At 61.7% G+C, this 22,644-nt stretch carries 23 protein-coding genes; 12 read left to right on the forward strand and 11 right to left on the reverse strand.

Features of this window, described 5'->3' with window-relative positions; translation table 11 throughout:
- Positions 1-91 precede the first annotated feature (91 nt).
- Entirely contained in the window at positions 92-751 is a 660-nt protein-coding gene (locus KVG91_RS12270) for a glutathione S-transferase family protein (RefSeq protein WP_169374925.1), read from the reverse strand.
- Between the two features lie 126 nt (positions 752-877).
- Between KVG91_RS12270 and KVG91_RS12275 the strand changes: the two genes are divergently transcribed.
- From KVG91_RS12275 to KVG91_RS12285, 3 genes are all read left to right on the forward strand, one after another.
- Positions 878-1,162 (forward strand): hypothetical protein, encoded by a 285-nt coding sequence (locus KVG91_RS12275; protein WP_169374924.1) that lies wholly within the window; start codon positions 878-880, stop codon positions 1,160-1,162.
- Between the two features lie 94 nt (positions 1,163-1,256).
- Positions 1,257-1,511, forward strand: a complete 255-nt coding sequence (locus KVG91_RS12280; RefSeq protein ID WP_003195403.1) for a TIGR02647 family protein — start codon at positions 1,257-1,259, stop codon at positions 1,509-1,511.
- Between the two features lie 167 nt (positions 1,512-1,678).
- Positions 1,679-4,519 carry a class I adenylate cyclase gene (locus tag KVG91_RS12285; protein WP_169374923.1) on the forward strand — a complete coding sequence of 947 codons (2,841 nt, stop codon included), beginning with the start codon at positions 1,679-1,681 and terminating at the stop codon, positions 4,517-4,519.
- A gap of 163 nt (positions 4,520-4,682) precedes the next feature.
- Here the strand turns inward: KVG91_RS12285 and rnk are convergent, their stop codons facing one another.
- The 3 genes from rnk to cyaY all read right to left on the reverse strand — a co-directional run bounded on the left by rnk (position 4,683) and on the right by cyaY (position 5,797).
- Positions 4,683-5,096, reverse strand: coding sequence for a nucleoside diphosphate kinase regulator (rnk, locus tag KVG91_RS12290; protein ID WP_076952006.1), 414 nt, complete (start codon positions 5,094-5,096; stop codon positions 4,683-4,685).
- Positions 5,097-5,228: 132 nt separating this feature from the next.
- Positions 5,229-5,447, reverse strand: a complete 219-nt coding sequence (locus KVG91_RS12295; RefSeq protein ID WP_169374922.1) for a DUF1289 domain-containing protein — start codon at positions 5,445-5,447, stop codon at positions 5,229-5,231.
- A gap of 2 nt (positions 5,448-5,449) precedes the next feature.
- Positions 5,450-5,797 (reverse strand): iron donor protein CyaY, encoded by a 348-nt coding sequence (gene cyaY, locus KVG91_RS12300; RefSeq protein ID WP_169374921.1) that lies wholly within the window; start codon positions 5,795-5,797, stop codon positions 5,450-5,452.
- Positions 5,798-6,035: 238 nt separating this feature from the next.
- Here cyaY and lptM point away from each other — a divergent pair, with 238 nt between their 5' ends.
- From lptM to KVG91_RS12330, 6 genes are read left to right on the forward strand one after another with little or no spacing between them, the layout of a single operon-like run.
- Positions 6,036-6,206 (forward strand): LPS translocon maturation chaperone LptM, encoded by a 171-nt coding sequence (lptM, locus tag KVG91_RS12305; RefSeq protein WP_010207449.1) that lies wholly within the window; start codon positions 6,036-6,038, stop codon positions 6,204-6,206.
- 9 nt (positions 6,207-6,215) lie between these two features.
- Positions 6,216-7,463, forward strand: a complete 1,248-nt coding sequence (gene lysA, locus KVG91_RS12310) for a diaminopimelate decarboxylase (protein WP_169374920.1) — start codon at positions 6,216-6,218, stop codon at positions 7,461-7,463.
- 3 nt (positions 7,464-7,466) lie between these two features.
- Positions 7,467-8,297: a diaminopimelate epimerase gene (dapF, locus tag KVG91_RS12315; protein ID WP_169374919.1), complete on the forward strand. Its 831-nt coding sequence runs from the start codon at positions 7,467-7,469 to the stop codon at positions 8,295-8,297.
- A 13-nt stretch (positions 8,298-8,310) separates the two neighbouring features.
- Entirely contained in the window at positions 8,311-9,027 is a 717-nt protein-coding gene (locus tag KVG91_RS12320; RefSeq protein WP_169374918.1) for a DUF484 family protein, read from the forward strand.
- 2 nt (positions 9,028-9,029) lie between these two features.
- Entirely contained in the window at positions 9,030-9,929 is a 900-nt protein-coding gene (xerC, locus tag KVG91_RS12325) for a tyrosine recombinase XerC (RefSeq protein WP_169374917.1), read from the forward strand.
- Complete coding sequence (locus KVG91_RS12330; RefSeq protein WP_169374916.1) at positions 9,926-10,627, forward strand: HAD family hydrolase; 702 nt, start codon at positions 9,926-9,928, stop codon at positions 10,625-10,627. Before xerC ends, KVG91_RS12330 begins: the two co-directional genes overlap by 4 nt.
- 180 nt (positions 10,628-10,807) lie before the next feature.
- On the opposite strand, the gene sutA is transcribed toward KVG91_RS12330, so the two are convergent.
- The 4 genes from sutA to glnK form a co-directional block, all read right to left on the reverse strand.
- Entirely contained in the window at positions 10,808-11,140 is a 333-nt protein-coding gene (gene sutA, locus KVG91_RS12335) for a transcriptional regulator SutA (RefSeq protein WP_169374915.1), read from the reverse strand.
- 102 nt (positions 11,141-11,242) lie between these two features.
- Positions 11,243-11,668 (reverse strand): secondary thiamine-phosphate synthase enzyme YjbQ, encoded by a 426-nt coding sequence (locus KVG91_RS12340; protein ID WP_071485166.1) that lies wholly within the window; start codon positions 11,666-11,668, stop codon positions 11,243-11,245.
- A gap of 209 nt (positions 11,669-11,877) precedes the next feature.
- Complete coding sequence (locus tag KVG91_RS12345) at positions 11,878-13,215, reverse strand: ammonium transporter (protein ID WP_169374914.1); 1,338 nt, start codon at positions 13,213-13,215, stop codon at positions 11,878-11,880.
- Positions 13,216-13,249: 34 nt separating this feature from the next.
- On the reverse strand, positions 13,250-13,588 hold the full coding sequence (gene glnK, locus KVG91_RS12350; RefSeq protein ID WP_002555808.1) for a P-II family nitrogen regulator: 339 nt from the start codon (positions 13,586-13,588) through the stop codon (positions 13,250-13,252).
- Between the two features lie 423 nt (positions 13,589-14,011).
- Here glnK and KVG91_RS12355 point away from each other — a divergent pair, with 423 nt between their 5' ends.
- Both KVG91_RS12355 and KVG91_RS12360 read left to right on the forward strand, forming a co-directional pair.
- Positions 14,012-14,275 (forward strand): accessory factor UbiK family protein, encoded by a 264-nt coding sequence (locus KVG91_RS12355; RefSeq protein ID WP_169374913.1) that lies wholly within the window; start codon positions 14,012-14,014, stop codon positions 14,273-14,275.
- A gap of 217 nt (positions 14,276-14,492) precedes the next feature.
- Positions 14,493-15,989 carry a YifB family Mg chelatase-like AAA ATPase gene (locus tag KVG91_RS12360; RefSeq protein ID WP_169374912.1) on the forward strand — a complete coding sequence of 499 codons (1,497 nt, stop codon included), beginning with the start codon at positions 14,493-14,495 and terminating at the stop codon, positions 15,987-15,989.
- Positions 15,990-16,136: 147 nt separating this feature from the next.
- Here the strand turns inward: KVG91_RS12360 and KVG91_RS12365 are convergent, their stop codons facing one another.
- Complete coding sequence (locus KVG91_RS12365) at positions 16,137-18,113, reverse strand: methyl-accepting chemotaxis protein (protein WP_169374911.1); 1,977 nt, start codon at positions 18,111-18,113, stop codon at positions 16,137-16,139.
- A 157-nt stretch (positions 18,114-18,270) separates the two neighbouring features.
- Positions 18,271-19,209 (reverse strand): LysR substrate-binding domain-containing protein, encoded by a 939-nt coding sequence (locus KVG91_RS12370; RefSeq protein WP_169374910.1) that lies wholly within the window; start codon positions 19,207-19,209, stop codon positions 18,271-18,273.
- Between the two features lie 138 nt (positions 19,210-19,347).
- Between KVG91_RS12370 and KVG91_RS12375 the strand changes: the two genes are divergently transcribed.
- Positions 19,348-20,751: a NorM family multidrug efflux MATE transporter gene (locus KVG91_RS12375; protein WP_169374909.1), complete on the forward strand. Its 1,404-nt coding sequence runs from the start codon at positions 19,348-19,350 to the stop codon at positions 20,749-20,751.
- A 125-nt stretch (positions 20,752-20,876) separates the two neighbouring features.
- On the opposite strand, the gene KVG91_RS12380 is transcribed toward KVG91_RS12375, so the two are convergent.
- Positions 20,877-22,541 carry a putative bifunctional diguanylate cyclase/phosphodiesterase gene (locus tag KVG91_RS12380; RefSeq protein ID WP_169374908.1) on the reverse strand — a complete coding sequence of 555 codons (1,665 nt, stop codon included), beginning with the start codon at positions 22,539-22,541 and terminating at the stop codon, positions 20,877-20,879.
- Between the last annotated feature and the right edge of the window lie 103 nt (positions 22,542-22,644).

Below are 22,644 nucleotides of genomic sequence, written 5' to 3' on the forward strand. Positions count from 1 at the left end.
TTCGCGAGCAAGCCCGCTCCCACATTTGGAATGCATTTCAAAATGTGGGAGCGGGCTTGCTCGCGAAGGCGTCATCACAGACACCCAAATCCTATTTCCTGGCGGCAATCTTTGCCATAAAACCCGGCATCGCCGCCAGCCTGTCCGCCTCCACCTTCTGTGCGTTGGGCATTTCATTCAGACGTCCCAGCAACGCCTTGGCCTTCGGCAACTCAGCCAGCAGATCCAGCCCAAACAGCTTCTCGCCGACACCACAGGCCAGGTTCATGCTGTACATGAAATACAGATCGGCAAGGGTGAAGCTGTCGCCCGCCACGTAAGGCGCGAACTTGCCGTGCCTTCCCAGCGAACCGATCCCCAGCAGCAGCTCCGCCCTGGATTTTTCCTTGATCGCCTCCGGCACCGTCATGCCGAAAAACGCTTCGGCGAAACACGCACGCGCAGGCAACTCGATGTAGAGCTCTATTTCCCTGCACAACGCCAACACCTGAGCACGCTGGAACGGCTCGGCGGGTAGCAGCGCAGGCCCATCCTGGGTCTGCTCGATATACTCAAGGATCACACTGGTTTCGTTGATGAACCCCTGCTTGACGCCCAGCACCGGCACCTTGCCACGCGGGCTCACGGCCAGCGCTTCGGGCGTCTGCCCTGCATAAAAAGGCACCTCTTCGAACGGCAGTCCTTTCTCCAGGAGCGCCAGTTTCACCATGTTGTAGTAGTTGCTGACCGAAAATCCGTAGAGCTTGAGCATCGCAAAGCCTCCAGGCCATGTGTGGGGTTGGCTGCAAGCGTTATAGATGCCCTGGCGCGTCCTGACCAGCAGCATCACCTGCCTGAATGGCGGTAGACTGATGCCCTTTTCCTTGAGGAGCCTGCCATGAGCGAGCCAACCGATATCGACAACGACGAAGAAGAATTCACCGAAAGCACGCTGGTCCAGGCCATCGAGAACCAGATCGAAAGCGACAACCCGCCGGCGGCCAAGGCCACGTTCAACAAGCTGACGCTGGTGGGCTACGAGCAAGAAGAGATATTGAATCTGATGGCCCACGTGCTGGCCTTCGAGATCGACGCAATGCTGGATGAGGACCGCGCGTTTGATACCCAATGGTATGAAACCGCGCTGCGAGCGCTGCCGGAGCTGCCGCCCGAAAAGGAATAGTCCAGCCGCGCTGCAACATGCTGGACAGTTCGGCAAAGTGCGTTCACCTTATGGCCTGCTAGCCTCTAATAAATTTAGAACGTCTGGAGTCCTTATGTCGTATACCCCTGAGTTGGTTGCCGAACTGGAAATCCTCGTACTCTTCCCCCTGGACAGCACCAAGGAGGGTCTGAAAGTCCACCAGACCGCCGCGCCCACTGCTATCGCCGCTGCCAAACGCCTCCACGCGAAAGGTTTGATCGACCAGCCGGACGGAGGCTACCTGACCAGCCTTGGCCGGGACGCTGCAGAGCAAGCCCAAACCCTGCTGACTATCTTGACCACCGCCTCGACCAAAGAAGCCGCCTGACACCTGATACGCCCATGGAGTCCGCCCTGTGCGGATTCCGAGGGCGTTGCCGTGCCAGAGTGAAAATTCTGACGTCTAATTCCATTTCCCGCTAAACCTCCTACGCTACTGGCTGTAAACTCCTACATGGCCGCCCACGTCGGGCCCTGCGAGCCGCCGAGTTCGACATGACCCGCACCCATGAAATCCGCCCCGACCTGGACGAAGGCATCGACCGCAAGGTGCTGGCCCAATTGCGCGCGCGTTTCATGGCCCTCAACGAAGGGCGCATGGCCCGGGCGATCGAGGGGCTGACGCCGCGCCAGCAAAGCGTGCTGACCCTGCTGCCGCTGTTCTTCCACGTCAACCATCCGCTGCTGCCCGGTTATGTATCTGGCAGTACGCCAGCAGGCCTGTCGAATTACGAACCTGACCCCCAAGCCCTGTCCGAAGCACAGCGTCTGACCCGCTCGTTCTCCTACAAGCCACGCCACGGCAACCCGCCAACACCTATCCACGGCCTGTTCCTGATGGGCAGCCTGGGCACGCTGGCCCAGGCCGACCAGAGCGATATGGACGTGTGGGTCTGCCACGCCGCCGACCTGAGCGAGAATGAACTGGCCGAGCTGCGCAAGAAATGCCAGTTGCTGGAAGCCTGGGCCCTGAGCATGGGCGCCGAGGCGCACTTCTTCCTCATCGAGCCGACACGCTTCGTGCTCGGCGAGCGCGACACCCAACTCAGTTCGGATGACTGCGGCACCACCCAGCATTACCTGCTGCTGGACGAGTTCTACCGCACCGCGATCTGGTTGGCCGGGCGTACGCCGATCTGGTGGCTGGTGCCGGTGTATGAAGAAACCCGCTATGCCGAGTTCACCCACACGCTGATCAGCAAGCGCTTTATCCGCGGCGATGAAACCCTCGACCTTGGTCACCTGGCGCACATCCCCCCCGGCGAATTTATCGGCGCCGGGCTGTGGCAACTGTTCAAGGGCATCGAGTCGCCCTACAAGTCGGTGCTCAAACTGCTGCTGACCGAGGTCTACGCCAGCGAACACCCGAATGTGCAGTGCCTGAGCCTGCGCTTCAAGCGGGCGGTATTCGCCAACCAGATGGACCTGGACGAGCTGGACCCGTACATCGTGGTGTACCGCCGCATCGAGGAATACCTCAAGGCCCGCAACGAGCCCGAGCGTCTGGAGCTGGTGCGGCGCGCGCTGTACCTGAAGGTCAACCGCAAGCTCAGCGCCGGCCAGCGCACCACCAGTTGGCAACGGCTGTTACTGGAGCGTCTGGCCCATGAATGGGGCTGGAACCAGCGCCAACTGGCACTGCTTGACAGCCGCAGCCAATGGAAAGTGCGCCAGGTCGCGTCCGAGCGCAGGGCACTGGTCAACGAGCTCAATTACAGTTATCGCTTCCTGACTCAGTTCGCGCGCACCGAGCAGACCGTGAGCCTGATCAACAAGCGCGACCTCAACGTGCTGGGCCGGCGCCTGTACGCCGCCTTTGAACGCAAGGCCGGCAAAGTCGAGTTCATCAACCCCGGCATCGCCCCGGATTTGGCCGAAGACACCCTGACGCTGGTGCAGTCGCCCAACCGCAAGGAACCGGGCCAGCACCACTGGGGCCTGTACAACGGCAACCTCACCGCCCTGGAATGGGAGCATTTTGCGCCGATCAAGCGCAGCCGCGACCTGCTGGAAATGCTCACCTGGTGCCATCGCAACGGCGTGATCGACAGCAGCACGCGGCTGGCGCTGCACCCCGGCACCAGCGACATGACCGAATTCGAGCTGTTCAACCTGCTGGGCAGCCTGCAACAGGCCATCGCCCTGCCCCTGGCCAGCGTTGATGAAGAGCGCCTGCTGCGCTCGGCAGTGCCCGAAGAAGTGTTGCTGCTGATCAACGTTGGCGTCGACCCGCTCAAGCATCACCGCGACCTGAATATCCTGATGACCACCGAGCGCACCGACTCCCTGAGTTATGCCGGCGTGCGCGACAACCTGGTGTTGACCTTGGACCAGGTCACGCTCAACAGTTGGAACGAGGTGATGGTCAGCCGCTACGACGGCCCCCACGCCTTGCTCGACTGCCTGCGCGATTACCTCAACCAGTTGCCGCCGGATCACTTGCCAAGACTGCGGGTGCGCTGCTTCTGTCACAACCGTGCGCCGTTCATCGCGCAGCGCGTGGAAGAAATCTTCGACACGGCGCAGAACCTGCTGCTGGGTCAGTCCAACCATCGCTATCTATTGCAGGTGCAACAGCACTATCACGTGATGGAGTTGATGCCGGGCCAGGCCACCCATGTGTCACTGCCGACCCAGGATGCACTGATCGCCTACCTCAGCGAAGAACTCGCCCGCTACAGCCCGCTGCATCTGGATGCCATGGCGCTGGAGGATCACGACCTGGCGTTGCTGCTGCCAATGGGCTTGGCCGATTGCGTGCAGGTGTTCTACCGGGTCAACGAAGGTTTCGCCGAGTTGTATGTGTTGGATGAATTCAACGCGCTCTGGCAGCAACGCCTGCCATTCCATGATGAGCAGGGCCTGTTGGCGCCGGTGCAGCGCTTTCTGCAATCGATCATCTATCGCCGGGAGGCGCTGTCGCCGCTGGACCCGCAACAACCGTTGGGCGCGGTGCAGACGCTGTTTTACCAGCTGCTGCCCTCGGGCAGCGGCCGCGCTCGCAGCATCGAACCGCGACCGGTGCCGATGGACCCGGCGAACAAACCTTTTTATGACGTGCAGGCGATTATCGCCAAGGCAGCGCCTGGCCAGGTCGGCATTACCCTGTATTGCGATCAGCGCGAATTTTCCGAACTGGAATTTGGCGACCAACTGTTTGCAGTGGTCGCCCGGGAAATCGTCGGGCAACGCCGGGAAATCGAACGGTACCGCTGCTACATCACCGATCTGGACCTGTCTGGGCTGATCGGCGATGTGCAAAGCCCGAGTAACCTGTACCTGCGTTACAAGGCCGAACTGGAGCTGTCGCTCAACGAGGCGCTGAGCCAGATATAGAGAGCATGTGTATTTACACATGTGTAGTGAGCGGGCTTGCCCCGCGCTGGGTGGCGAAGCCGCCCCAATAAAGACACTGTCGAGTTCCAGATAGAACCGAGTCGCCTGGTTTGGGGCCGCTGCGCAGCCCAGCGCGGGCAAGCCCGCTCACTACAATATCGATTTAAAGAGGGAACGCGCCGCCATCCTTAGGTTGGCCTTCGACGCTGAGCAGTTCCAGCTTGAGGGTCTTGCCGCCGGGTGCCGGCCAGTCGATATGCTGGCCCACTTGCAGGCCGAGCAAGGCGCTGCCCACCGGGGCCAGGATCGAGATCTTGCCCTCATCGGCGTTTGCGTCTTTCGGATAGACCAGGGTCAGGTGGTAATCCTTGCCGCTGCCTTGCTCGCGGCAATGCACGCTGGAGTTCATGGTCACGACACTTGCAGGCACTTCATCGTGGCCAACCACTTCTTCGGCGCGGTCGAGTTCGTGTTGCAACGCTTCGACGCCGGGAAACTCGTCGCCCAAGCGGTCGATCAATTGCTCCAGACGCTGCACGTCAAGACGGGTGAGGATGATGGACGGTGCGGTGGTCATGATTCAGGCAGACTCCTTTTTTCTGCACAAAAAAGCAAAACCCCGCCAGGAAAAGGCGGGGTTCTCACGGGCCTCGATGAGTTGAGGCGTACCCGGACACTACCACAGCGTCACAAATAAACAAGACGACTCTCAGGCGTGGGCCCGGCGCTGCTCGGCTTCGGCACAGATCACGCGGCGCCTCTCATCGTCGGCAGAGCGCCATTCGCGGATATCTTCCACATGGCGGAAGCAGCCGAGGCAGACTTTCTGCTCGTCCAGACGACACAAACTGATACAAGGTGACGGCACCGCCGGGCTGACGTTACTGAACAGCGGCTTGGGCGGGCGTACCGGTGCAGGCTGGGTCACGATCAGTTCTCGTCCTGGCCCAACTCATCAAAGTCCAGCTCGGCGCCGGTATATTCCTGGACCAGACGAGCGAGCATCTCGCCCAGCAGCTCTTCACTCTTGTCGCACTGCCATTTGCCGCTTTCTTCGTCGTAATCGAAGTGAACACCACCGGAGCGCGCCGCCAGCCACAGCTGACGCAATGGCTCCTGGCGACTGAAGATCAGTTGCTGGCCGCTCTCGAACTTGACGGTCAGCACGCCCGCCGAGTTTTCCAGGTCCACGTCCAGGCCACTCTCGTCGAAAATATCTTCCAGCGCCTGCTGGGTCGCATCCACCAGGTCGTGAAAACGGGCTTCGGTCAAACTCATTGTGGCAACCTCAAAAGTGTCTGGTTTTGCTCAAGCGCCGCACGATACGGGCGAGCCCCGCCGATTGCAAAGGATACCGATTCCAACACGATTGACGGTGTGAAATATCCTCAACCAGCGTAGTCCGCTTCTCGGTTATCTCGGCAAACCCCCGCCGGACGGGTATTCCAGCGCATAGGCAAGCCGGCGGGTGGTCGGTATACTCGGGCGCAATTAATGCATATTCAAGGATTTCGCCATGAAGCGCCTGATCTCTTCCCTTGCTGCGCTCGTCGCGGTCGCTTGCCTCGTTAGTGCCTGTGGTCAAAAAGGCCCGTTGTACCTGCCCGATGACAGTAAAGACCCGAATGAGCAGGCGCAATCGTCGCAAAAGCCGTCAAAAGCGCATAAGCACGATACCTACGAATAAGGGAACTCCATGGACGCTTTTAACTACCGGGACGGCGAGCTGTTCGCGGAAGGCGTGGCGTTGTCCGCGATTGCCGAGCGCTTTGGGACCCCGACCTATGTGTATTCCCGTGCACATATCGAAGCCCAATACCGCTCCTTCACCGACCCCTTGGACGGCGTGCCGCACCTGGTGTGCTACGCGGTCAAGGCCAACTCCAACCTGGGTGTACTCAATGTCCTGGCGCGCCTGGGCGCCGGTTTCGACATCGTATCCCGTGGCGAGCTGGAACGTGTACTGGCTGCCGGCGGCAAGGCTGACAAGATCGTTTTCTCCGGCGTCGGCAAGAGCCGCGATGACATGCGCCGCGCCCTCGAAGTGGGCGTACATTGCTTCAACGTCGAATCCACTGACGAGCTGGAGCGCCTGCAAATCGTCGCCGCCGAGATGGGCGTTCGCGCGCCGATCTCGCTGCGCGTCAACCCGGACGTCGATGCTGGCACCCACCCGTACATTTCCACCGGTCTCAAAGAGAACAAGTTCGGCATCGCCATTGCCGACGCCGAGGACGTGTACATCCGCGCCGCGCAGTTGCCGAACCTGGAAGTATTGGGCGTCGACTGCCATATCGGCTCGCAACTGACCAGCCTGCCGCCCTTCCTCGATGCGCTCGACCGCCTGCTGGCGCTGACCGACCGCCTCGGCGAGTGCGGCATCTACCTGCAGCACATCGACCTGGGTGGCGGTGTGGGCGTGCAGTATCGCGACGAAGAGCCGCCGCTGATCGCCGATTACATCCGGGCCGTGCGCGAGCGTACCGAAGGCCGAGGCCTGGCGCTGATGTTCGAGCCGGGCCGTTATATCGTCGCCAATGCCGGCGTGCTGCTGACCCAGGTCGAGTACCTCAAGCACACCGAATACAAGGATTTCGCCATCGTCGATGCGGCGATGAACGACCTGATCCGCCCGGCGCTGTACCAGGCCTGGATGAATGTCACCGCCGTGACGCCTCGCGACAGCGAAGCGCGCACTTATGACATCGTCGGACCGATCTGCGAGACCGGCGACTTCCTGGCCAAGGAGCGTCAGTTGGCCCTGGAAGAGGGCGACCTGCTGGCCGTACATTCGGCCGGTGCCTACGGGTTTGTCATGAGTTCCAACTACAACACCCGCGGGCGTGCCGCCGAGGTGCTGGTGGACGGTGATCAAGCGATTGAAGTGCGTCGCCGCGAGACGGTAGCCGAGTTGTATGCTGGCGAAAGCCTGCTGCCGGAGTAAGCCATGCTGCTGCGTTTTACCAAGATGCACGGGCTGGGCAATGATTTCATGGTCCTCGACCTGGTCAGCCAGCACGCGCACATCCTGCCCAAACACGCTAAACAGTGGGGCGACCGTCATACCGGCATCGGTTTCGACCAATTGCTGCTGGTGGAAGCGCCGACCAACCCGGAGGTGGATTTCCGTTACCGGATTTTCAACTCCGACGGTTCCGAAGTGGAACAGTGCGGCAACGGTGCGCGCTGCTTCGCACGCTTCGTGCTGGACAAGCGTCTGACCGCCAAACGGCAGATTCGCGTCGAGACCAAGGGCGGCGTGATCGAACTGGACATCCGCAGTGACGGCCAGATCAGCGTCAACATGGGCGCGCCACGCCTTGTGCCGGCGGACATTCCGTTCCAGGCGCCCGAGCAGGCCCTCAGTTATGCGCTGGACGTGGACGGCAACACCGTGGATATCGCCGCCGTGTCCATGGGCAACCCCCACGCCGTGCTGCGGGTCCATGACATCAACCATGCGCCCGTGCATGAACTGGGGCCGAAGATCGAACACCACCCGCGCTTTCCGGCGCGGGTCAACGTAGGGTTCCTGCAGGTGATCGACCGTTCCCGCGCGCAATTGCGCGTGTGGGAACGCGGCGCCGGCGAAACCCAGGCCTGCGGTACCGGTGCGTGCGCCGCTGCCGTGGCCGCGATCAGCCAGGGCTGGATGGATTCGCCGCTGCTGATCGACCTGCCCGGCGGACGCTTGTCCATCGAGTGGGCAGGCCCTGGCCACCCAGTGATGATGACTGGACCGGCCTCGCGCGTATACGAAGGACAGGTCCGTCTATGAGTGAGTCAAGCCAATGACCGATAAGCCTCAAGTACCCGCACACGCCAACCCGAGCGATAGCCTGGAGGCCGCTGCCGTCGCGGCGTACCTCGAGGCTAATCCGGACTTCTTCGTCGACCATGAAGAACTGCTGGCGGCCCTGCGCATTCCTCACCAGCGCGGCGATACCGTGTCGCTGGTGGAGCGGCAGATGAAGATCCTGCGTGAGCGCAATATCGAGATGCGCCACAAGCTCTCGCACCTGATGGATGTCGCCCGCGACAACGACCGCCTGTTCGACAAGACCCGCCGCCTGATCCTCACCCTGATGGACGCCAGCAGCCTGGAAGAAACGGTGATTGCCGTGGAAGACAGCCTGCGCCAGGATTTCCAGGTGCCCTTTGTCAGCCTGATCCTGTTCAGCGACAACCCGATGCCGGTGGGTCGCTGGGTCAGCGGCAGCGACGCGCAGACTGCGATCGGCGGCTTGCTGTCCGAGGGCAAGACCATCAGCGGCACCCTGCGTGAGCATGAACTGGACTTCCTGTTTGGTGCCGAACAGCGCCAACAGATCGGCTCCACCGCCGTGGTCGCCCTCAGCCATCAGGGCCTGCATGGCGTCCTGGCCATCGCCAGCCGCGATCCCGCGCACTACAAGAGTTCGGTGGGCACGTTGTTCCTCACCTATATCGCCGAAGTACTTGGTCGCGTATTGCCGCGCTTCACCACTGCCCTGCGCGCGGTGCGCTAGCCATGGAGCGGCAACTGGACGCTTACTGCGCTCACCTGCGCAACGAGCGCCAGGTGTCGCCCCATACCCTGGAAGCCTACCGCCGGGACTTGAACAAGGTCATGGCGTTCTGCGAGAAACACCAGATCAGCAGCTGGAAGGCCCTGGATATCCAGAGCCTGCGCAGCCTGGTCGCGCGCCTGCACCAGGCGGGCCAGTCTTCGCGCAGCCTGTCGCGCCTGCTCTCGGCGGTACGTGGGCTCTATCACTACCTGAACCGTGAAGGCCTGTGCGACCACGACCCGGCCAATGGCCTGTCGCCGCCCAAGGGCGAGCGGCGCCTGCCCAAGACCCTGGACACCGACCGCGCCCTGCAATTGCTGGATGGCGCCGTCGAGGATGACTTCCTGGCCCATCGCGACCAGGCGATCCTGGAGCTGTTCTATTCTTCGGGCTTGCGCCTGTCGGAGCTGACCGGCCTGAACCTGGATCAACTGGACCTGGCGGACGGCCTGGTGCAAGTGCTCGGCAAAGGCAGCAAGACCCGCGTCCTGCCAGTTGGCCGCAAGGCGCAGGAAGCCTTGCAGCGTTGGCTACCGCTGCGACTGCTGACTAACCCGGCGGATGACGCGGTATTTGTCAGCCAGCAAGGCCGGCGCCTGGGGCCCCGGGCGATTCAGGTGCGCGTCAAGGCAGCCGGCGAGCGCGAATTGGGGCAGAACCTGCACCCGCACATGCTGCGACACTCGTTTGCCAGCCACCTGCTGGAATCGTCCCAGGACTTGCGCGCGGTGCAGGAGTTGCTCGGCCACTCCGATATCAAGACCACACAAATCTACACCCACCTGGACTTTCAACACCTGGCAACGGTGTACGACAGCGCCCATCCACGGGCCAAACGCATCAAGGGCGGCGACTCATGAGTATCAAGCTGATCACCTTCGACCTAGACGACACGCTCTGGGACAACGTACCCGTCATCATCAGCGCCGAAGCGTCGATGCGCGAATGGCTGGCGGTCCACGCCACCAAGGTGGGCGACCTGCCCCTCGAACATTTCGCCAGCTTGCGTCAGCAGGTGCTGGAGCGTCATCCCGAGCTGAAGCACCGCATCAGCCTGCTGCGTCACCGGGTGTTGATGCATGCGTTTGAAGAGGCCGGTTATCCACAGCCTGAAGCCACGCAGATGGCGGATGTGTGCTACGAGGCGTTCATTCATGCGCGGCATCAACTCACTGTATTTCCTGAAGCCGAGCCAATGTTGAAAGCCCTGCGCCAGGACTTTTTGCTGGGGGTGATCACCAACGGCAATGCCGATGTGCAGCGCGTGGGCCTGGCGGACTATTTCCACTTTGCCCTGCGTGCCGAAGATATCGGCATCGCCAAGCCGGATGCGCGCTTGTTTCAGGAGGCGTTGCAACGCGGTGGGGTGGACGCCGGTGCTGCGGTGCATGTGGGCGACCATCCGGGAGATGACATTGCCGGAGCGCAGCAGGCCGGGCTGCGGGCGGTGTGGTTCAACCCGACGGGCAAGGTGTGGGAAGGGGATAGAGCCCCAGATGCGCAGGTTCGCAGCCTTACTGAGTTGCCGCCGTTGCTGAGTAGCTGGAATCAGCGCTGAACCCATGTGGGAGCTGGCTTGCCTGCGATTGCGGAGTATCTGCTAGCCCTGTGTTGTCTGGCCCACCGCTATCGCAGGCAAGCCAGCTCCCACAGGAATTGTGGCAGGCTTGCAGTTATGCACCAGGCATGAAAAAGCCCGCAGCGACGGCGGGCCTTTTCGGCAAGCGCGAGGCAGACCTTAAATAGGTCGGCTGCCGTACTTGTTGTCCGGCTTCTTCGGAGGATCGGCAACCACATTGGGCTCGACTTCGACCACTTTGCCGCCTTTGGCGAGGAACTCTTCCATCGCACGGGCCAGGGCATCGCGCTCTTTGTTCTTGGCCTCAACGCTGGGCAGTTCGTCTACCGAAACAGCAGCTTTGGCCTTGCCTTTGGCTTTGGGAGCGGCATCATCGCCAGCACTGTCATCAAGGTCTTCAGCAACGTCATCAGCCGCCACTTCAAGACTTTCTTCAGTGTCCTCTTCGTCACCTACTTCAAGGTCGTCGTTTTCCAGATCATCGTCGCTCATGTTCTACCTCATGACTTGCGAAAAGCAGATTAGTTATAGCCCAGCTTCCACCTCTGTCGAGGCCGCCGGAAAAAAATCAACATCCACCAGATAACCAGTGGCTTATGCCCCATCACCGTGCAAGGTGGCGAGGACTTTACGGGCACCGCCATGATCGCGGTGCTCGCCCAGATAAACACCTTGCCAGGTGCCCATCGCCAAGCGGCCGGCCTTGACCGGCAAACTCAGCTGGCAGCCCAGGAGACTGGCCTTGAAGTGCGCCGGCAGATCATCCGGACCTTCGTCGTTGTGTTCAAACCCTGCACGCCCTTGCGGCACCAGCGAGTTGAAAAAACGCTCGAAGTCACGGCGAACCGCCGGGTCGGCATTCTCGTTGACCGTCAACGAGGCCGAGGTGTGCTGCAGCCACAGATGCAACAGACCGACGCGACACGCCTTTAATTCAGGCAAGCCGGCCAGCAACTCATCGGTTACCAGGTGAAAGCCCCGAGGCTTGGCCCGCAGGGTAATCAGGGTCTGTTGCCACATACAGTTCTCCGCCCATCGGCGCGCATTCTAGCGCGCTCTGGGAAAAAACAAAGTGCCGAATACGCCCACATGCCTGTAAGACATTGGCACGCTTGAAAGTGTCGTGTGTATCCCACCACAAATGCAGCATAAAACCGGCACAGATTGTTATGACTGACAAACGCCAGGCAAAAAAATGCCCGGCAAGCCGGGCATTTTTTTTCGCGTACTTACAAGTTGTAGCCGCGCTCGTTGTGTTGCGCCAGGTCGAGGCCAACAGCCTCTTCCTCTTCGGTTACCCGCAGGCCCATGACCATGTCCAGCACCTTGAGGATGACGTAAGTCACGATCGCTGTGTAAAGCACAGTGAAGCCCACGCCTTTGCACTGGATCCAGACTTGTGCGGCGACGTCCGTCACGGTGCCGAAGCCGCCCAATGCAGGCGCTGCGAACACACCGGTGAGGATCGCACCGACGATACCGCCGATACCGTGCACGCCGAATGCGTCCAGGGAGTCATCGTAGCCCAGCTTGCGCTTGAGGCTGGTCGCGCAGAAGAAGCAGATCACACCGGCGACCAGGCCGATCACCAGCGCACCCATCGGGCCCACGGTGCCAGCAGCCGGAGTGACTGCAACCAGGCCGGCCACTACGCCCGAGGCAATGCCCAATGCGCTTGGCTTACCGTGGGTGAGCCACTCGGCGAACATCCAGCCCAGCGCTGCGGCAGCGGTCGCAATCTGAGTGACGAGCATCGCCATGCCGGCAGTGCCGTTGGCCGCGGCGGCGGAACCGGCGTTGAAGCCGAACCAGCCGATCCACAGCATGGCTGCACCGATCAGGGTGTAACCGAGGTTGTGCGGCGCCATCGGGGTGGTCGGGAAGCCTTTACGCTTGCCGAGCACGATGCACGCTACCAGGCCAGCCACACCGGCGTTGATGTGCACCACGGTGCCACCGGCGAAGTCCAGCACACCCCAGTCCCACATCAGGCCGCCGTTACCGCTCCATACCATGTGCGCGATTGGCGCATAGACCAGGGTGAACCAGATAGCCATGAAGATCAGCATCGCGGAAAACTTCATGCGTTCGGCGAACGCACCGACAATGAGTGCCGGAGTGATGATGGCGAAGGTCATCTGGAAGGTGATGAACACCGCTTCCGGGAACAGCGCCGCAGGCCCGGTGATGCTGGCCGGGGTAACGCCCGCCAGGAACGCCTTGCCCATGCCGCCGAAGAAGGAATTGAAGTTGACCACACCCTGTTCCATACCGGTGGTATCGAACGCGATGCTATAGCCGTAGACAACCCACAGGATGCTGATCAGGCCGGTGATGGCAAAACATTGCATCATCACCGACAGAATATTCTTGGAACGAACCATGCCGCCGTAGAAAAGCGCCAGGCCGGGGATGGTCATGAACAGCACCAGAGCGGTGGCGGTCAGCATCCACGCAGTGTCGCCGGAATTGAGGACTGGAGCAGCCACTTCGTCTGCCGCCATGGCCAGGCTTGGCATTACGATGGACAACAGGGCTCCGAGCCCTGCGAATTTACGCAGAGTCATATTGTTTTCTCCTGGGGCGTTGGGGTTTGGCGGCTTAGATTGCGTCGGTATCGGTTTCGCCGGTACGGATGCGAATAGCCTGTTCCAGATTGACCACGAAGATCTTGCCGTCACCGATCTTGCCGGTGTTGGCGGCCTTGGTTATCGCCTCGATAACCCGGTCAAGATCCTTGTCGTCAATGGCGACATCAATCTTCACCTTCGGCAGGAAATCGACCACGTATTCCGCGCCGCGATACAGCTCGGTATGACCCTTCTGCCGACCGAAGCCCTTGACCTCAGTAACGGTAATGCCCTGCACGCCGATCTCGGACAACGACTCGCGTACATCGTCCAACTTGAACGGCTTGATGATGGCAGTGACTAGCTTCATGAAAACTCTCTCCCGAATTGGTGGACTTGCCCCAGGAAAACAAACCCGTCTCAAGTCTAAGCGCAGTGCCTGGCTTTGTAACGCATCGTCGCCTCGGCATTTGCCTTTGCGACGCCAGCGAACCACTGGTGACGAAACCTGTACCCCTGATCCGTCGGCGCACTGCATTCGTCACAGCGACTGCATCAGTGCATGGGTCATGATCGTCTAAGCAGAAACCTTGCCAGCTCCGTAAAAGCCACTGAAATCAGTCCTTTGCCCACTGATGCCCACCCTCGGGGCTTTCCGTGGGCGCCAATGCGCACTGAAACGGTGCGCAAGCGCCCGGCGTACTGCGCGAAAACCGTGCGCTCGCCGCCCTGGAAAAGACTATAGGCGCTGCGTGATACACTGCCCGCCAACAGTTATTCCGGAATATTTCCCATGCTCGCGCCAAAAGATTTCCTCGACGCCCTGAGCGGCCACGCCTCTCGCTTGTTCAGCGGTGAAACCCAACTGCCCCGCAATGAAATCGAAAGCCAGTTCAAGGCGCTGCTGCAAAGCGGCTTCAGCAAACTCGACCTGGTGAGCCGGGAAGAGTTTGATAGCCAGATGGTAGTGCTTGCGCGCACCCGTGCGCGGTTGGAGAGCCTGGAGGCAAAAGTCGCCGAGCTGGAAGCCAAACTCACACCCACCACCCCTGAATAAACGCGCTCAATGTGGGAGCTGGCTTGCCTGCGATAGCGGTGGGTCAGCTGATAAAACCCATCACAGACTCACCGCTATCGCAGGCAAGCCAGCTCCCACACGGGTCCTGCGCACCCTCACGGATACGTTCTGTAAAACCTCCCCCGCCTCGCTTTCCTCTACCTCGTCTACCCTTGAAAAACCGCAGGAAGCGGCCTCCCATTTCAAAGGAACGAGCATGTCCCTCGCCATCGTCCATAGCCGCGCCCAGATCGGCGTCGAAGCCCCCGCCGTCACCGTCGAAGTGCATATGGCCAATGGTTTGCCGTCCCTGACACTCGTGGGCCTGCCGGAAACGGCGGTCAAGGAAAGCAAGGACCGCGTGCGCAGTGCCATCCTCAATTCAGCCCTGCAATATCCGGCCCGCCGCATCACGCTCAACCTCGCGCCCGCCGACCTGCCCAAGGACGGCGGGCGTTTTGATTTGGCGATTGCCCTGGGGATCCTGGCGGCCAGCGTCCAGGTGCCGGCGTTGATGCTTGATGAGGTGGAATGCCTGGGTGAGTTGGCGCTGTCCGGCGAGGTGCGGGCGGTCAAAGGTGTGCTGCCTGCCGCGCTGGCGGCGCGCAAGGCCGGGCGCACCGTGATAGTGCCTCGGGCGAATGCCGAGGAAGCGTGCCTGGCGTCGGGGTTGAAGGTGATTGCCGTGGATCACTTGCTGCAGGTCGTTGCGCACCTGAACGGGCATGTGCCGATTGAGCCCTACAAGTCCGATGGCTTGCTGTACCTGAATAAACCTTACCCCGATCTGAATGAGGTCCAGGGCCAGTTGGCGGCCAAGCGCGCATTACTGATCGCTGCGGCGGGGGCGCACAACCTGTTGTTCAGCGGCCCGCCCGGCACCGGCAAGACCTTGCTCGCCAGCCGCCTGCCCGGCCTGCTGCCACCGTTGAGTGAGCAGGAAGCCCTGGAAGTCGCCGCGATACAGTCAGTGGTCAGTCTCGCGCCGCTGAGCCATTGGCCGCACCGGCCGTTTCGCCAGCCACATCACTCGGCATCCGGACCTGCGCTGGTGGGCGGCGGATCAAAGCCGCAACCAGGGGAAATTACCCTGGCCCATCACGGCGTACTGTTTCTGGATGAATTGCCGGAGTTCGACCGCAAGGTGCTGGAGGTGTTGCGCGAACCTTTGGAGTCGGGGCATATCGTGATTTCCCGTGCCCGTGATCGCGTGAGCTTTCCGGCACGCTTCCAACTGGTGGCCGCCATGAACCCCTGCCCTTGCGGCTACCTGGGCGAACCGAGCGGACGTTGTCGCTGTACACCGGAGCAGATTCAGCGCTATCGCAACAAGCTGTCCGGGCCGTTGATGGATCGTATCGACCTGCACCTGACCGTTGCACGGGAAGCCACTGCGTTGAATCCAGCCCAACAGGCTGGCGATAACACCGCAAAGGCCGCAGCAGAGGTGGCCAAGGCCCGGGAACGCCAGGAGCGGCGTCAGGGTTGTGCGAATGCCTTCCTTGATCTGCCCGGGCTGCGCAAGCACTGCAAGCTGGCAAAGGTGGATGAAGGCTGGCTGGAGAGTGCCTGCGAGCGACTGACGTTGTCGTTGCGCGCGGCCCATCGCCTGCTCAAGGTGGCACGTACCCTGGCGGATCTGGATCACGTGGACGCCATCACCCGGGACCATCTCAAGGAGGCTTTGCAATACCGCCCGGCGGCGATCACTTGAGCCATAGGCGGGACGATTTGTGTGGGAGCTGGCTTGCCTGCGATAGCATCACATCGGTGTGTATGGGGAACCGAGGTGCCTGCATCGCGGGCAAGCCCGGCTCCCACACAAATCCACACACAGCTGCGGTGTCTCCCGGCTCAGACTTCAGCGGAAGCGGTCTACTTCATGCCGCAAGCCCGCTGCCAGAGTTTCCAGCTCCTTCGCCGTAATCGCCAGGTTCGACACCACCTCACGCTGTTCGCTGTTGGCCAGCGCAATGCTCTGCAGGTTGCTGCTGAGCAAGGTCGCGGTGCTGCTCTGCTCCTGGGTGGCGGTGGTGATCGCGGCGAACTGCTCGCCGGCCGAGCGGCTTTGCTCGTCGATGCGCGCCAGCGCCGAAGCGACATCGGCGTTGCGCGACAGGCCTTCCTGCATCAACACATTGCCCTGCTCCATGGTGCTGATGGCGTTGCCGGTTTCCTGCTGGATGCTCTGGATCATCCCGGAAATTTCATCGGTGGCTTGGCGCGTGCGCGAGGCCAGGTTGCGCACTTCGTCGGCGACTACGGCAAAACCACGTCCTTGTTCACCCGCCCGTGCGGCTTCAATGGCGGCGTTGAGTGCCAGCAAGTTGGTCTGTTCGGCAATCGAGGTGATCACCCCGACGATACCGCCGATTTCCTGAGAGCGTTGGCCCAGGGTGTTGATCACCGTAGCGGTGCTGTTCAGGGCGGCGGCGATGTGTTCCAGGGACGACGAGGCCTCTTGCATCGAGTTACGCCCGATGCGGGTTTGCTGGGCGTTTTCCTGGGCCAGACGCTCGGTGGCGCCCATGTTGTCGGCAATGTTCAGCGAGGTAGCGCTGAACTCTTCCACCGCGCCCGCCATGCTGGTGATTTCGCCGGACTGCTGCTCCATGCCTTCATAGGCGCCGCCGGACAAGCCGGACAACGCCTGGGCGCGGCTATTGACCTGTTCGGCCGCCGTGCGAATGTGCGAGACCATGGTCGACAACGCTTCACCCATCTGGTTGAAGCTGCGCGCCAGTTGGCCGATTTCGTCATGGCTGGACACGTTCAAGCGTGCGCTCAAGTCACCCGCGCCCAAGGCTTCGGCCTGGCGCACCAGATCGCTCAACGGTGCCAGCTTGCTGCGCAGCAACCACACCGTGGCGCCGACCGCCAACAGCATTGCGAGCACGCTGCCGATCACCAGGCGAATGCCGACATCCCAGGTCACCGAACGAATCTCGGCCTTGGGCATGCTGGCTACCACGGCCCAGGGCCCGCCTTCGAAAGGGACCGAAACGCTATAGAAATCTTCGCTTTTGTCAGCCCAGAAGCGGCCCACGCCCGGGGTCTTGGCCAGGTCCAGCATCACCGGGACCGCCTGGTCAGGCGTTTGCACGCCGGCTGGCGGCACCAGCCAGCGTTTTTGTTCATCCAGCAACGCGAGAGAACCCGTCTGGCCGATCCTGAAACGCTTGAGGTTTTCAAACTGCGTGTTCTGAGCGTCGGTGTAGTCGAAGCCGATGAACAGCACCGCAATCACTTTGCCGCTGGCGTCGCGCACCGGGCTGTATTGAGTCATGTAGGAGCGGTCAAACAGCACCGCACGACCGATGTAGGTCTGCCCGCTGGAAACACGCGGATACGCCGGCCCATTGCGATCGAGCACAGTGCCGATGGCGCGGTTGCCGTCCTGCTTGGTCAGGGAGGTGCTGACGCGAATGAAGTCGTCACCGCTGCGCACAAAGACCGTGGCCACGCCACCGGACATCTGCTTGAACTCGTCGACCTTGTCGAAGTTGTTATTGAGGACCTCGCTGCCCAGGTACAGGCTCGGCGTCTGTACACCGGCGACGGCGACTTGCTGGTCCGCCCGCACGCTCAAGCCGGCGCTGAAGCGCTTCTCGAAAAGCCCCGTCAGACGCTCGGTGCTCTCACGCAGCGTGCTGTGGAACGTATTGAGCTGGTCAGCGAGCAGTCGCGCCTCGCTGGCCAAGTGTTCCTCACGGGTAGCGAGGTTGGCGGCGTCCAGCGAACGCAGGGCAAAAACGGTGCTGCCACCAATGGCGACAGCCAGGATCACGGCAAGCGCGATCCCGAGTTGAGAGGCGATCCGAGCGCGAGGTTGAGACATGACAGCTCCTGGCCGAGGCCAGGATCATCCTGATCTCATCGCTACTCGGCAATTATCTAGTGAGGAATCGTTGGTGCACGACTGTTCCAACACACCTTCTTCGGCAGGCAAAGGCAATACTTGAGCGCGTCACAGGGATATCTCGCAAACGATTGCATCAGGGTCCTGTTTGCCCTTGATTGAGCCGTTCAACATAGGGCAAGTCCATGGCGTCGACTTCCGCCTGCAGAAACTCCGCCAGCCGCCGCAAGCGCTCGCCGCCAGGGCGGGTCTTCGGCCAGACCAGGTAGTAGCTCTCGCCACTGGCCACGGCGGTTGGCCATGGCAGGCTAAGCCGGCCCTGGGCCACGTCTTCGGCCACCATCAGCAAGTCCCCCATGGACACGCCGTAGCCTCGGGCGGCGGCGATCATGCCGAGTTCGAGGGTATCGAAGACCTGGCCACCCTTGAGCGACACCTGGGACGACAGCCCCATGCGCTCCAGCCAACTGCGCCAATCGCGACGGTCGGGCGTGGGGTGCAACAATTCGGCAGTGGCCAGGCGGGCCGCGTCCCATGGGCCATCCTCCAGCAGGTTCGGCGCGCCCACGGGAATCAGCAATTCCGGGAACAGATAACACGCCTCCCAGTCCGCCGGAAAATGGCCGAAGCTCAGCAGCACCGCGCAATCGAAGGGCTCCTGGTTGAAGTCCACTTCGTCAATGTTCATCCAGGCGCTGGTCAATTGCACCTCATTGCCCGGCTGCAAGGCCCGGAAGCGACTGAGCCGCGCCAGCAACCAGCGCATGGTCAGGGTCGACGGCGCCTTCATGCGCAGGATGTCATCTTCTGCGTTCAGGGTATGGCAGGCACGCTCCAGTGCGGCGAAGCCTTCGCGCACGCCCGGCAACAACAGGCGCGCCGCTTCAGTGAGCTGCAAGGTTCGACCATTGCGCTGGAACAGGCGGCAAGCGAAGTGCTCCTCCAGCGTGCGGACATGTCGGCTCACTGCACTTTGCGTAATGGACAGCTCCTGCGCCGCGCGGGTAAAGGAGTTGTGCCGAGAAGCGGCTTCGAAGGCCCGCAAGGCATAAAGCGGAGGAAGACGACGCGACATATGGAAACCTCGCACAGAACAATGCCGCACCCTAGCATGAGTTTTAATCATGCGAACGATCGCATTTATCCCTTTGTGCAATGGGCTGGGAGCGCCGAGAATCAACCCTTTCCTTAACCCTCCGACTTTTCGAGCGTGATGATCATGCAGCATCCGGCACGTACCGAACTCTGGGCTATTCTGCGGCTGTCAGGGCCGTTGATTGCCTCACAGTTGGCGCACATGCTGATGGTGCTGACCGACACCCTGATGATGGCCCGCCTGAGCCCCGAAGCCTTGGCCGGTGGTGGCCTGGGCGCGGCGAGCTATTCGTTCGTGTCGATTTTCTGCATTGGTGTGATTGCCGCCGTGGGCACGCTGGTTGCCATTCGTCACGGCGCGGGTGATATCGAAGGCGCCACTCGCCTGACTCAGGCCGGGCTGTGGCTGGCTTGGCTGATGGCCTTGGCGGCCGGCCTGCTGCTGTGGAACCTCGAGCCGCTGCTGCTGATGTTTGGCCAAACCGAAACCAACGTGCACTCGGCTGGGCAATTCCTGACGATATTGCCGTTCGCCCTGCCCGGCTACTTGAGTTTCATGGCCCTGCGCGGCTTCACCAGCGCCATTGGCAAAGCCACGCCCGTGATGGTGATCAGCCTCGGCGGTACGGTGCTCAACTACCTGCTCAACCATGCGCTGATCGAGGGCATGTTCGGTCTGCCCAAACTCGGCCTGATGGGCATCGGCCTGGTCACCGCCATCGTCGCCAACGGCATGGCACTGGCGCTGATGTGGTACATCCGCAGCAACCGCAGCTACGCCGCTTACCCACTGAGCGCCGGTTTGCTGCGCCTGGACACCCGGTACCTGCGCGAGCTGTGGCGCCTGGGCCTGCCGATTGGCGGCACCTACGCGGTGGAAGTCGGCCTGTTTGCCTTCGCAGCGTTGTGCATGGGCACCATGGGCAGCACGCAGTTGGCGGCGCATCAGATCGCGCTGCAGATCGTTTCGGTGGCCTTCATGGTGCCGGCGGGGATGTCCTACGCGGTAACCATGCGCATCGGCCAGCATTACGGTGCCGGGCAGCTGCTGCATGCGCGCATGGCCGGGCGCGTCGGTATCGGTTTTGGTGCAGCGGTGATGTTGGGATTTGCCGCCGTGCTGTGGCTTTATTCCGATCCGCTGATAGGACTGCTCATCGACCACAACGACCCGGCGTTCCACGACGTGATCGTCCTGGCCGTCAGCCTGCTCGCCGTGGCCGCCTGGTTCGAGCTGTTCGACGGCGTGCAAACCATCGCCATGGGTGGCATTCGCGGGCTCAAGGACGCCAAGACCACCTTCCTGATCGGTGCGGGCTGCTATTGGTTGATTGGCGCACCGTCGGCCTGGTTGATGGCCTTTACCCTGGGTTGGGGGCCGACCGGCGTCTGGTGGGGCTTGGCCCTGGGCCTGGCATGTGCGGCGGTCAGCCTGACCTGGGCGTTTGAGGCGAAGATGAAGCGGATGATTCGGCGCGAGCCTGAGGTTCAAACTGAAGTTCAGGCCATGCAGCCGCACTAGAGGTCGCAGAGGGTCAGTGTGGGAGCGGGCTTGCTCGCGAATGCGGTGAATCAGTCAATAAATTCGGTGACTGGCATACCGCATTCGCGAGCAAGCCCGCTCCCACATTTAACAGCATTTGCAACTTAGCCCAGCAGCGCCTGCTGGCCCTTCGCGAACGTCAGGTAATCGACCAATTCCGGCAACGGCAGTGGCTTGCTGATCAAATAACCCTGGGCCTGGTCACACCCGAACAAGCGCAACAACGCAAGCTGCTCGGGAGTTTCCACACCTTCGGCAACCACTTCCAGGTTGAGGTTGTGGGCCAGGTTGATCATGGCATGCACCAACTTGCGGTTCTCTTCGCGCTCTTCCATGCCGCCGACAAAGCTCTTGTCGATCTTCAACAAGGCAATCGGCAGGCTGTTGAGGTGCACGAACGAGGAGAAACCGGTGCCGAAATCATCCAGGGAAAACCGCACACCGAGGCGGCCGAGGGCGTCCATGGTCTGCTTGACCAGGTCGCTGCGGCGCATCACGGCGGTTTCGGTGAGTTCGAACTCCAGCCATTGCGCCTCCACGCCCCGCTCGGCAATCAGCCGGCTGAGGGTCGAGAGCAACTGACTGTCCTGAAACTGTCGGAACGACAGGTTGACCGCCATGTGCAACGGCGGCAGGCCACGTTCGCGCAGGTCCTGCATGTCGCGAAGAGCGCGGGAAATGACCCAATAACCCAAAGGGACGATCAGGCCGCTTTGCTCGGCCAAGGGCACGAATTCGCTCGGCGGCAGCAGGCCACGCTCGCCATGGCGCCAGCGCACCAGGGCTTCCAGGCCGACGATATGCCCGTCGTCCAGGTCAAGCCGTGGCTGGTAATGCAGCTCCAGCTCATCACGACGCAAGGCGCGGCGCAGCTCGCTTTCCAGGTCGGCGAGGCTGCGCGCGTTGCGGTTGATACGTTCGTTGAAGATATGAAAGGTGCAGCCCTGGGTGCTTTTGGCTTGTTGCATGGCGATATGGGCGTGCCACATCAACGGGTCGGCGCCCGCACGGGCACGGGCATGTGCCACGCCCAGGCTGCAACCGATCAGCAGGCTTTCGCCATCCACCCAGTAGGGTTCGGCCATGACTTCGGTGATGCGCTCGGCCATCCACTCGGCACGCTGGGGCGCACGGCGGGTGTCGATCAACAGGGCGAATTCGTCGCTGCCCAGGCGCGCCAGTTGGTCCCCGGCTTCGAGCTGGCTCTTGAGCCGCGAGACCACTTGCAGGATCAACCGGTCGCCGGCCTGGTGGCCAAGCGCATCGTTGGCATGGCGAAAGTTGTCGAGGTCCAGGTGACCCAGGGCCAGGCCGCGCCCTTCATTCTCGGCCAACCGCGCGGTCAGCAGGGTCTGGAAGCCCTGGCGGTTGGCGATGCCGGTGAGCGGGTCCTGTTCGGCCAGGCGCTGCAGGGTATTTTCCAGCAGCCCACGCTCGCGCACATGGCGCAGGCAGCGGCGCAGTGTGTCGGCGTCCAATCCATCACGGACCAGCCAATCGCTGACACCAAGGGGGGCTACCCGCGGTTCCTGCTCCAGCAGCAACACGCACGGCAAGCTGCAACGGCCAGGGCCGGGTTGCAGACTGGGCGTGGTCAATAGCACGGCGCTCTGGTCGTCATCGAACAGACGACTCACGGATGCCCAATTTGGCGCACTGATCAGCACAGCCCCATCGCCCATCGGCGCCAGGCACTCGCGCAACAACGCTGCCCACGCGGGCTCATCGGCCAGCAGCAGCAAACGCAAGGGTTCGACAGGCGTAGACAAGCTAGCTCCCTAGACTCTGCAAGATTTCGATGGCGGCGGGCATTATGACCTGCGGCCCGATAATCACCAATGATAGGGGTTACCAAATACGCGAACTGTAAAG

This window comes from Pseudomonas azadiae, from assembly GCF_019145355.1.
GTDB lineage: Bacteria > Pseudomonadota > Gammaproteobacteria > Pseudomonadales > Pseudomonadaceae > Aquipseudomonas > Aquipseudomonas azadiae.

Coding starts and splice junctions, on each gene's coding strand:
- KVG91_RS12355 (WP_169374913.1), top strand. CDS start 14,012: ATGCTCGCGCCAAAAGATTTCCTCGACGCCCTGAGCGGCCACGCCTCT.
- KVG91_RS12270 (WP_169374925.1), bottom strand. CDS start 751: ATGCTCAAGCTCTACGGATTTTCGGTCAGCAACTACTACAACATGGTG.
- KVG91_RS12375 (WP_169374909.1), top strand. CDS start 19,348: ATGATCATGCAGCATCCGGCACGTACCGAACTCTGGGCTATTCTGCGG.
- KVG91_RS12365 (WP_169374911.1), bottom strand. CDS start 18,113: ATGTCTCAACCTCGCGCTCGGATCGCCTCTCAACTCGGGATCGCGCTT.
- glnK (WP_002555808.1), bottom strand. CDS start 13,588: ATGAAGCTAGTCACTGCCATCATCAAGCCGTTCAAGTTGGACGATGTA.
- cyaY (WP_169374921.1), bottom strand. CDS start 5,797: ATGAGTTTGACCGAAGCCCGTTTTCACGACCTGGTGGATGCGACCCAG.
- KVG91_RS12340 (WP_071485166.1), bottom strand. CDS start 11,668: ATGTGGCAACAGACCCTGATTACCCTGCGGGCCAAGCCTCGGGGCTTT.
- xerC (WP_169374917.1), top strand. CDS start 9,030: ATGGAGCGGCAACTGGACGCTTACTGCGCTCACCTGCGCAACGAGCGC.
- rnk (WP_076952006.1), bottom strand. CDS start 5,096: ATGACCACCGCACCGTCCATCATCCTCACCCGTCTTGACGTGCAGCGT.
- KVG91_RS12360 (WP_169374912.1), top strand. CDS start 14,493: ATGTCCCTCGCCATCGTCCATAGCCGCGCCCAGATCGGCGTCGAAGCC.
- KVG91_RS12345 (WP_169374914.1), bottom strand. CDS start 13,215: ATGACTCTGCGTAAATTCGCAGGGCTCGGAGCCCTGTTGTCCATCGTA.
- KVG91_RS12275 (WP_169374924.1), top strand. CDS start 878: ATGAGCGAGCCAACCGATATCGACAACGACGAAGAAGAATTCACCGAA.
- KVG91_RS12370 (WP_169374910.1), bottom strand. CDS start 19,209: ATGTCGCGTCGTCTTCCTCCGCTTTATGCCTTGCGGGCCTTCGAAGCC.
- lysA (WP_169374920.1), top strand. CDS start 6,216: ATGGACGCTTTTAACTACCGGGACGGCGAGCTGTTCGCGGAAGGCGTG.
- KVG91_RS12285 (WP_169374923.1), top strand. CDS start 1,679: ATGACCCGCACCCATGAAATCCGCCCCGACCTGGACGAAGGCATCGAC.
- lptM (WP_010207449.1), top strand. CDS start 6,036: ATGAAGCGCCTGATCTCTTCCCTTGCTGCGCTCGTCGCGGTCGCTTGC.
- dapF (WP_169374919.1), top strand. CDS start 7,467: ATGCTGCTGCGTTTTACCAAGATGCACGGGCTGGGCAATGATTTCATG.
- KVG91_RS12280 (WP_003195403.1), top strand. CDS start 1,257: ATGTCGTATACCCCTGAGTTGGTTGCCGAACTGGAAATCCTCGTACTC.
- KVG91_RS12320 (WP_169374918.1), top strand. CDS start 8,311: ATGACCGATAAGCCTCAAGTACCCGCACACGCCAACCCGAGCGATAGC.
- KVG91_RS12330 (WP_169374916.1), top strand. CDS start 9,926: ATGAGTATCAAGCTGATCACCTTCGACCTAGACGACACGCTCTGGGAC.
- sutA (WP_169374915.1), bottom strand. CDS start 11,140: ATGAGCGACGATGATCTGGAAAACGACGACCTTGAAGTAGGTGACGAA.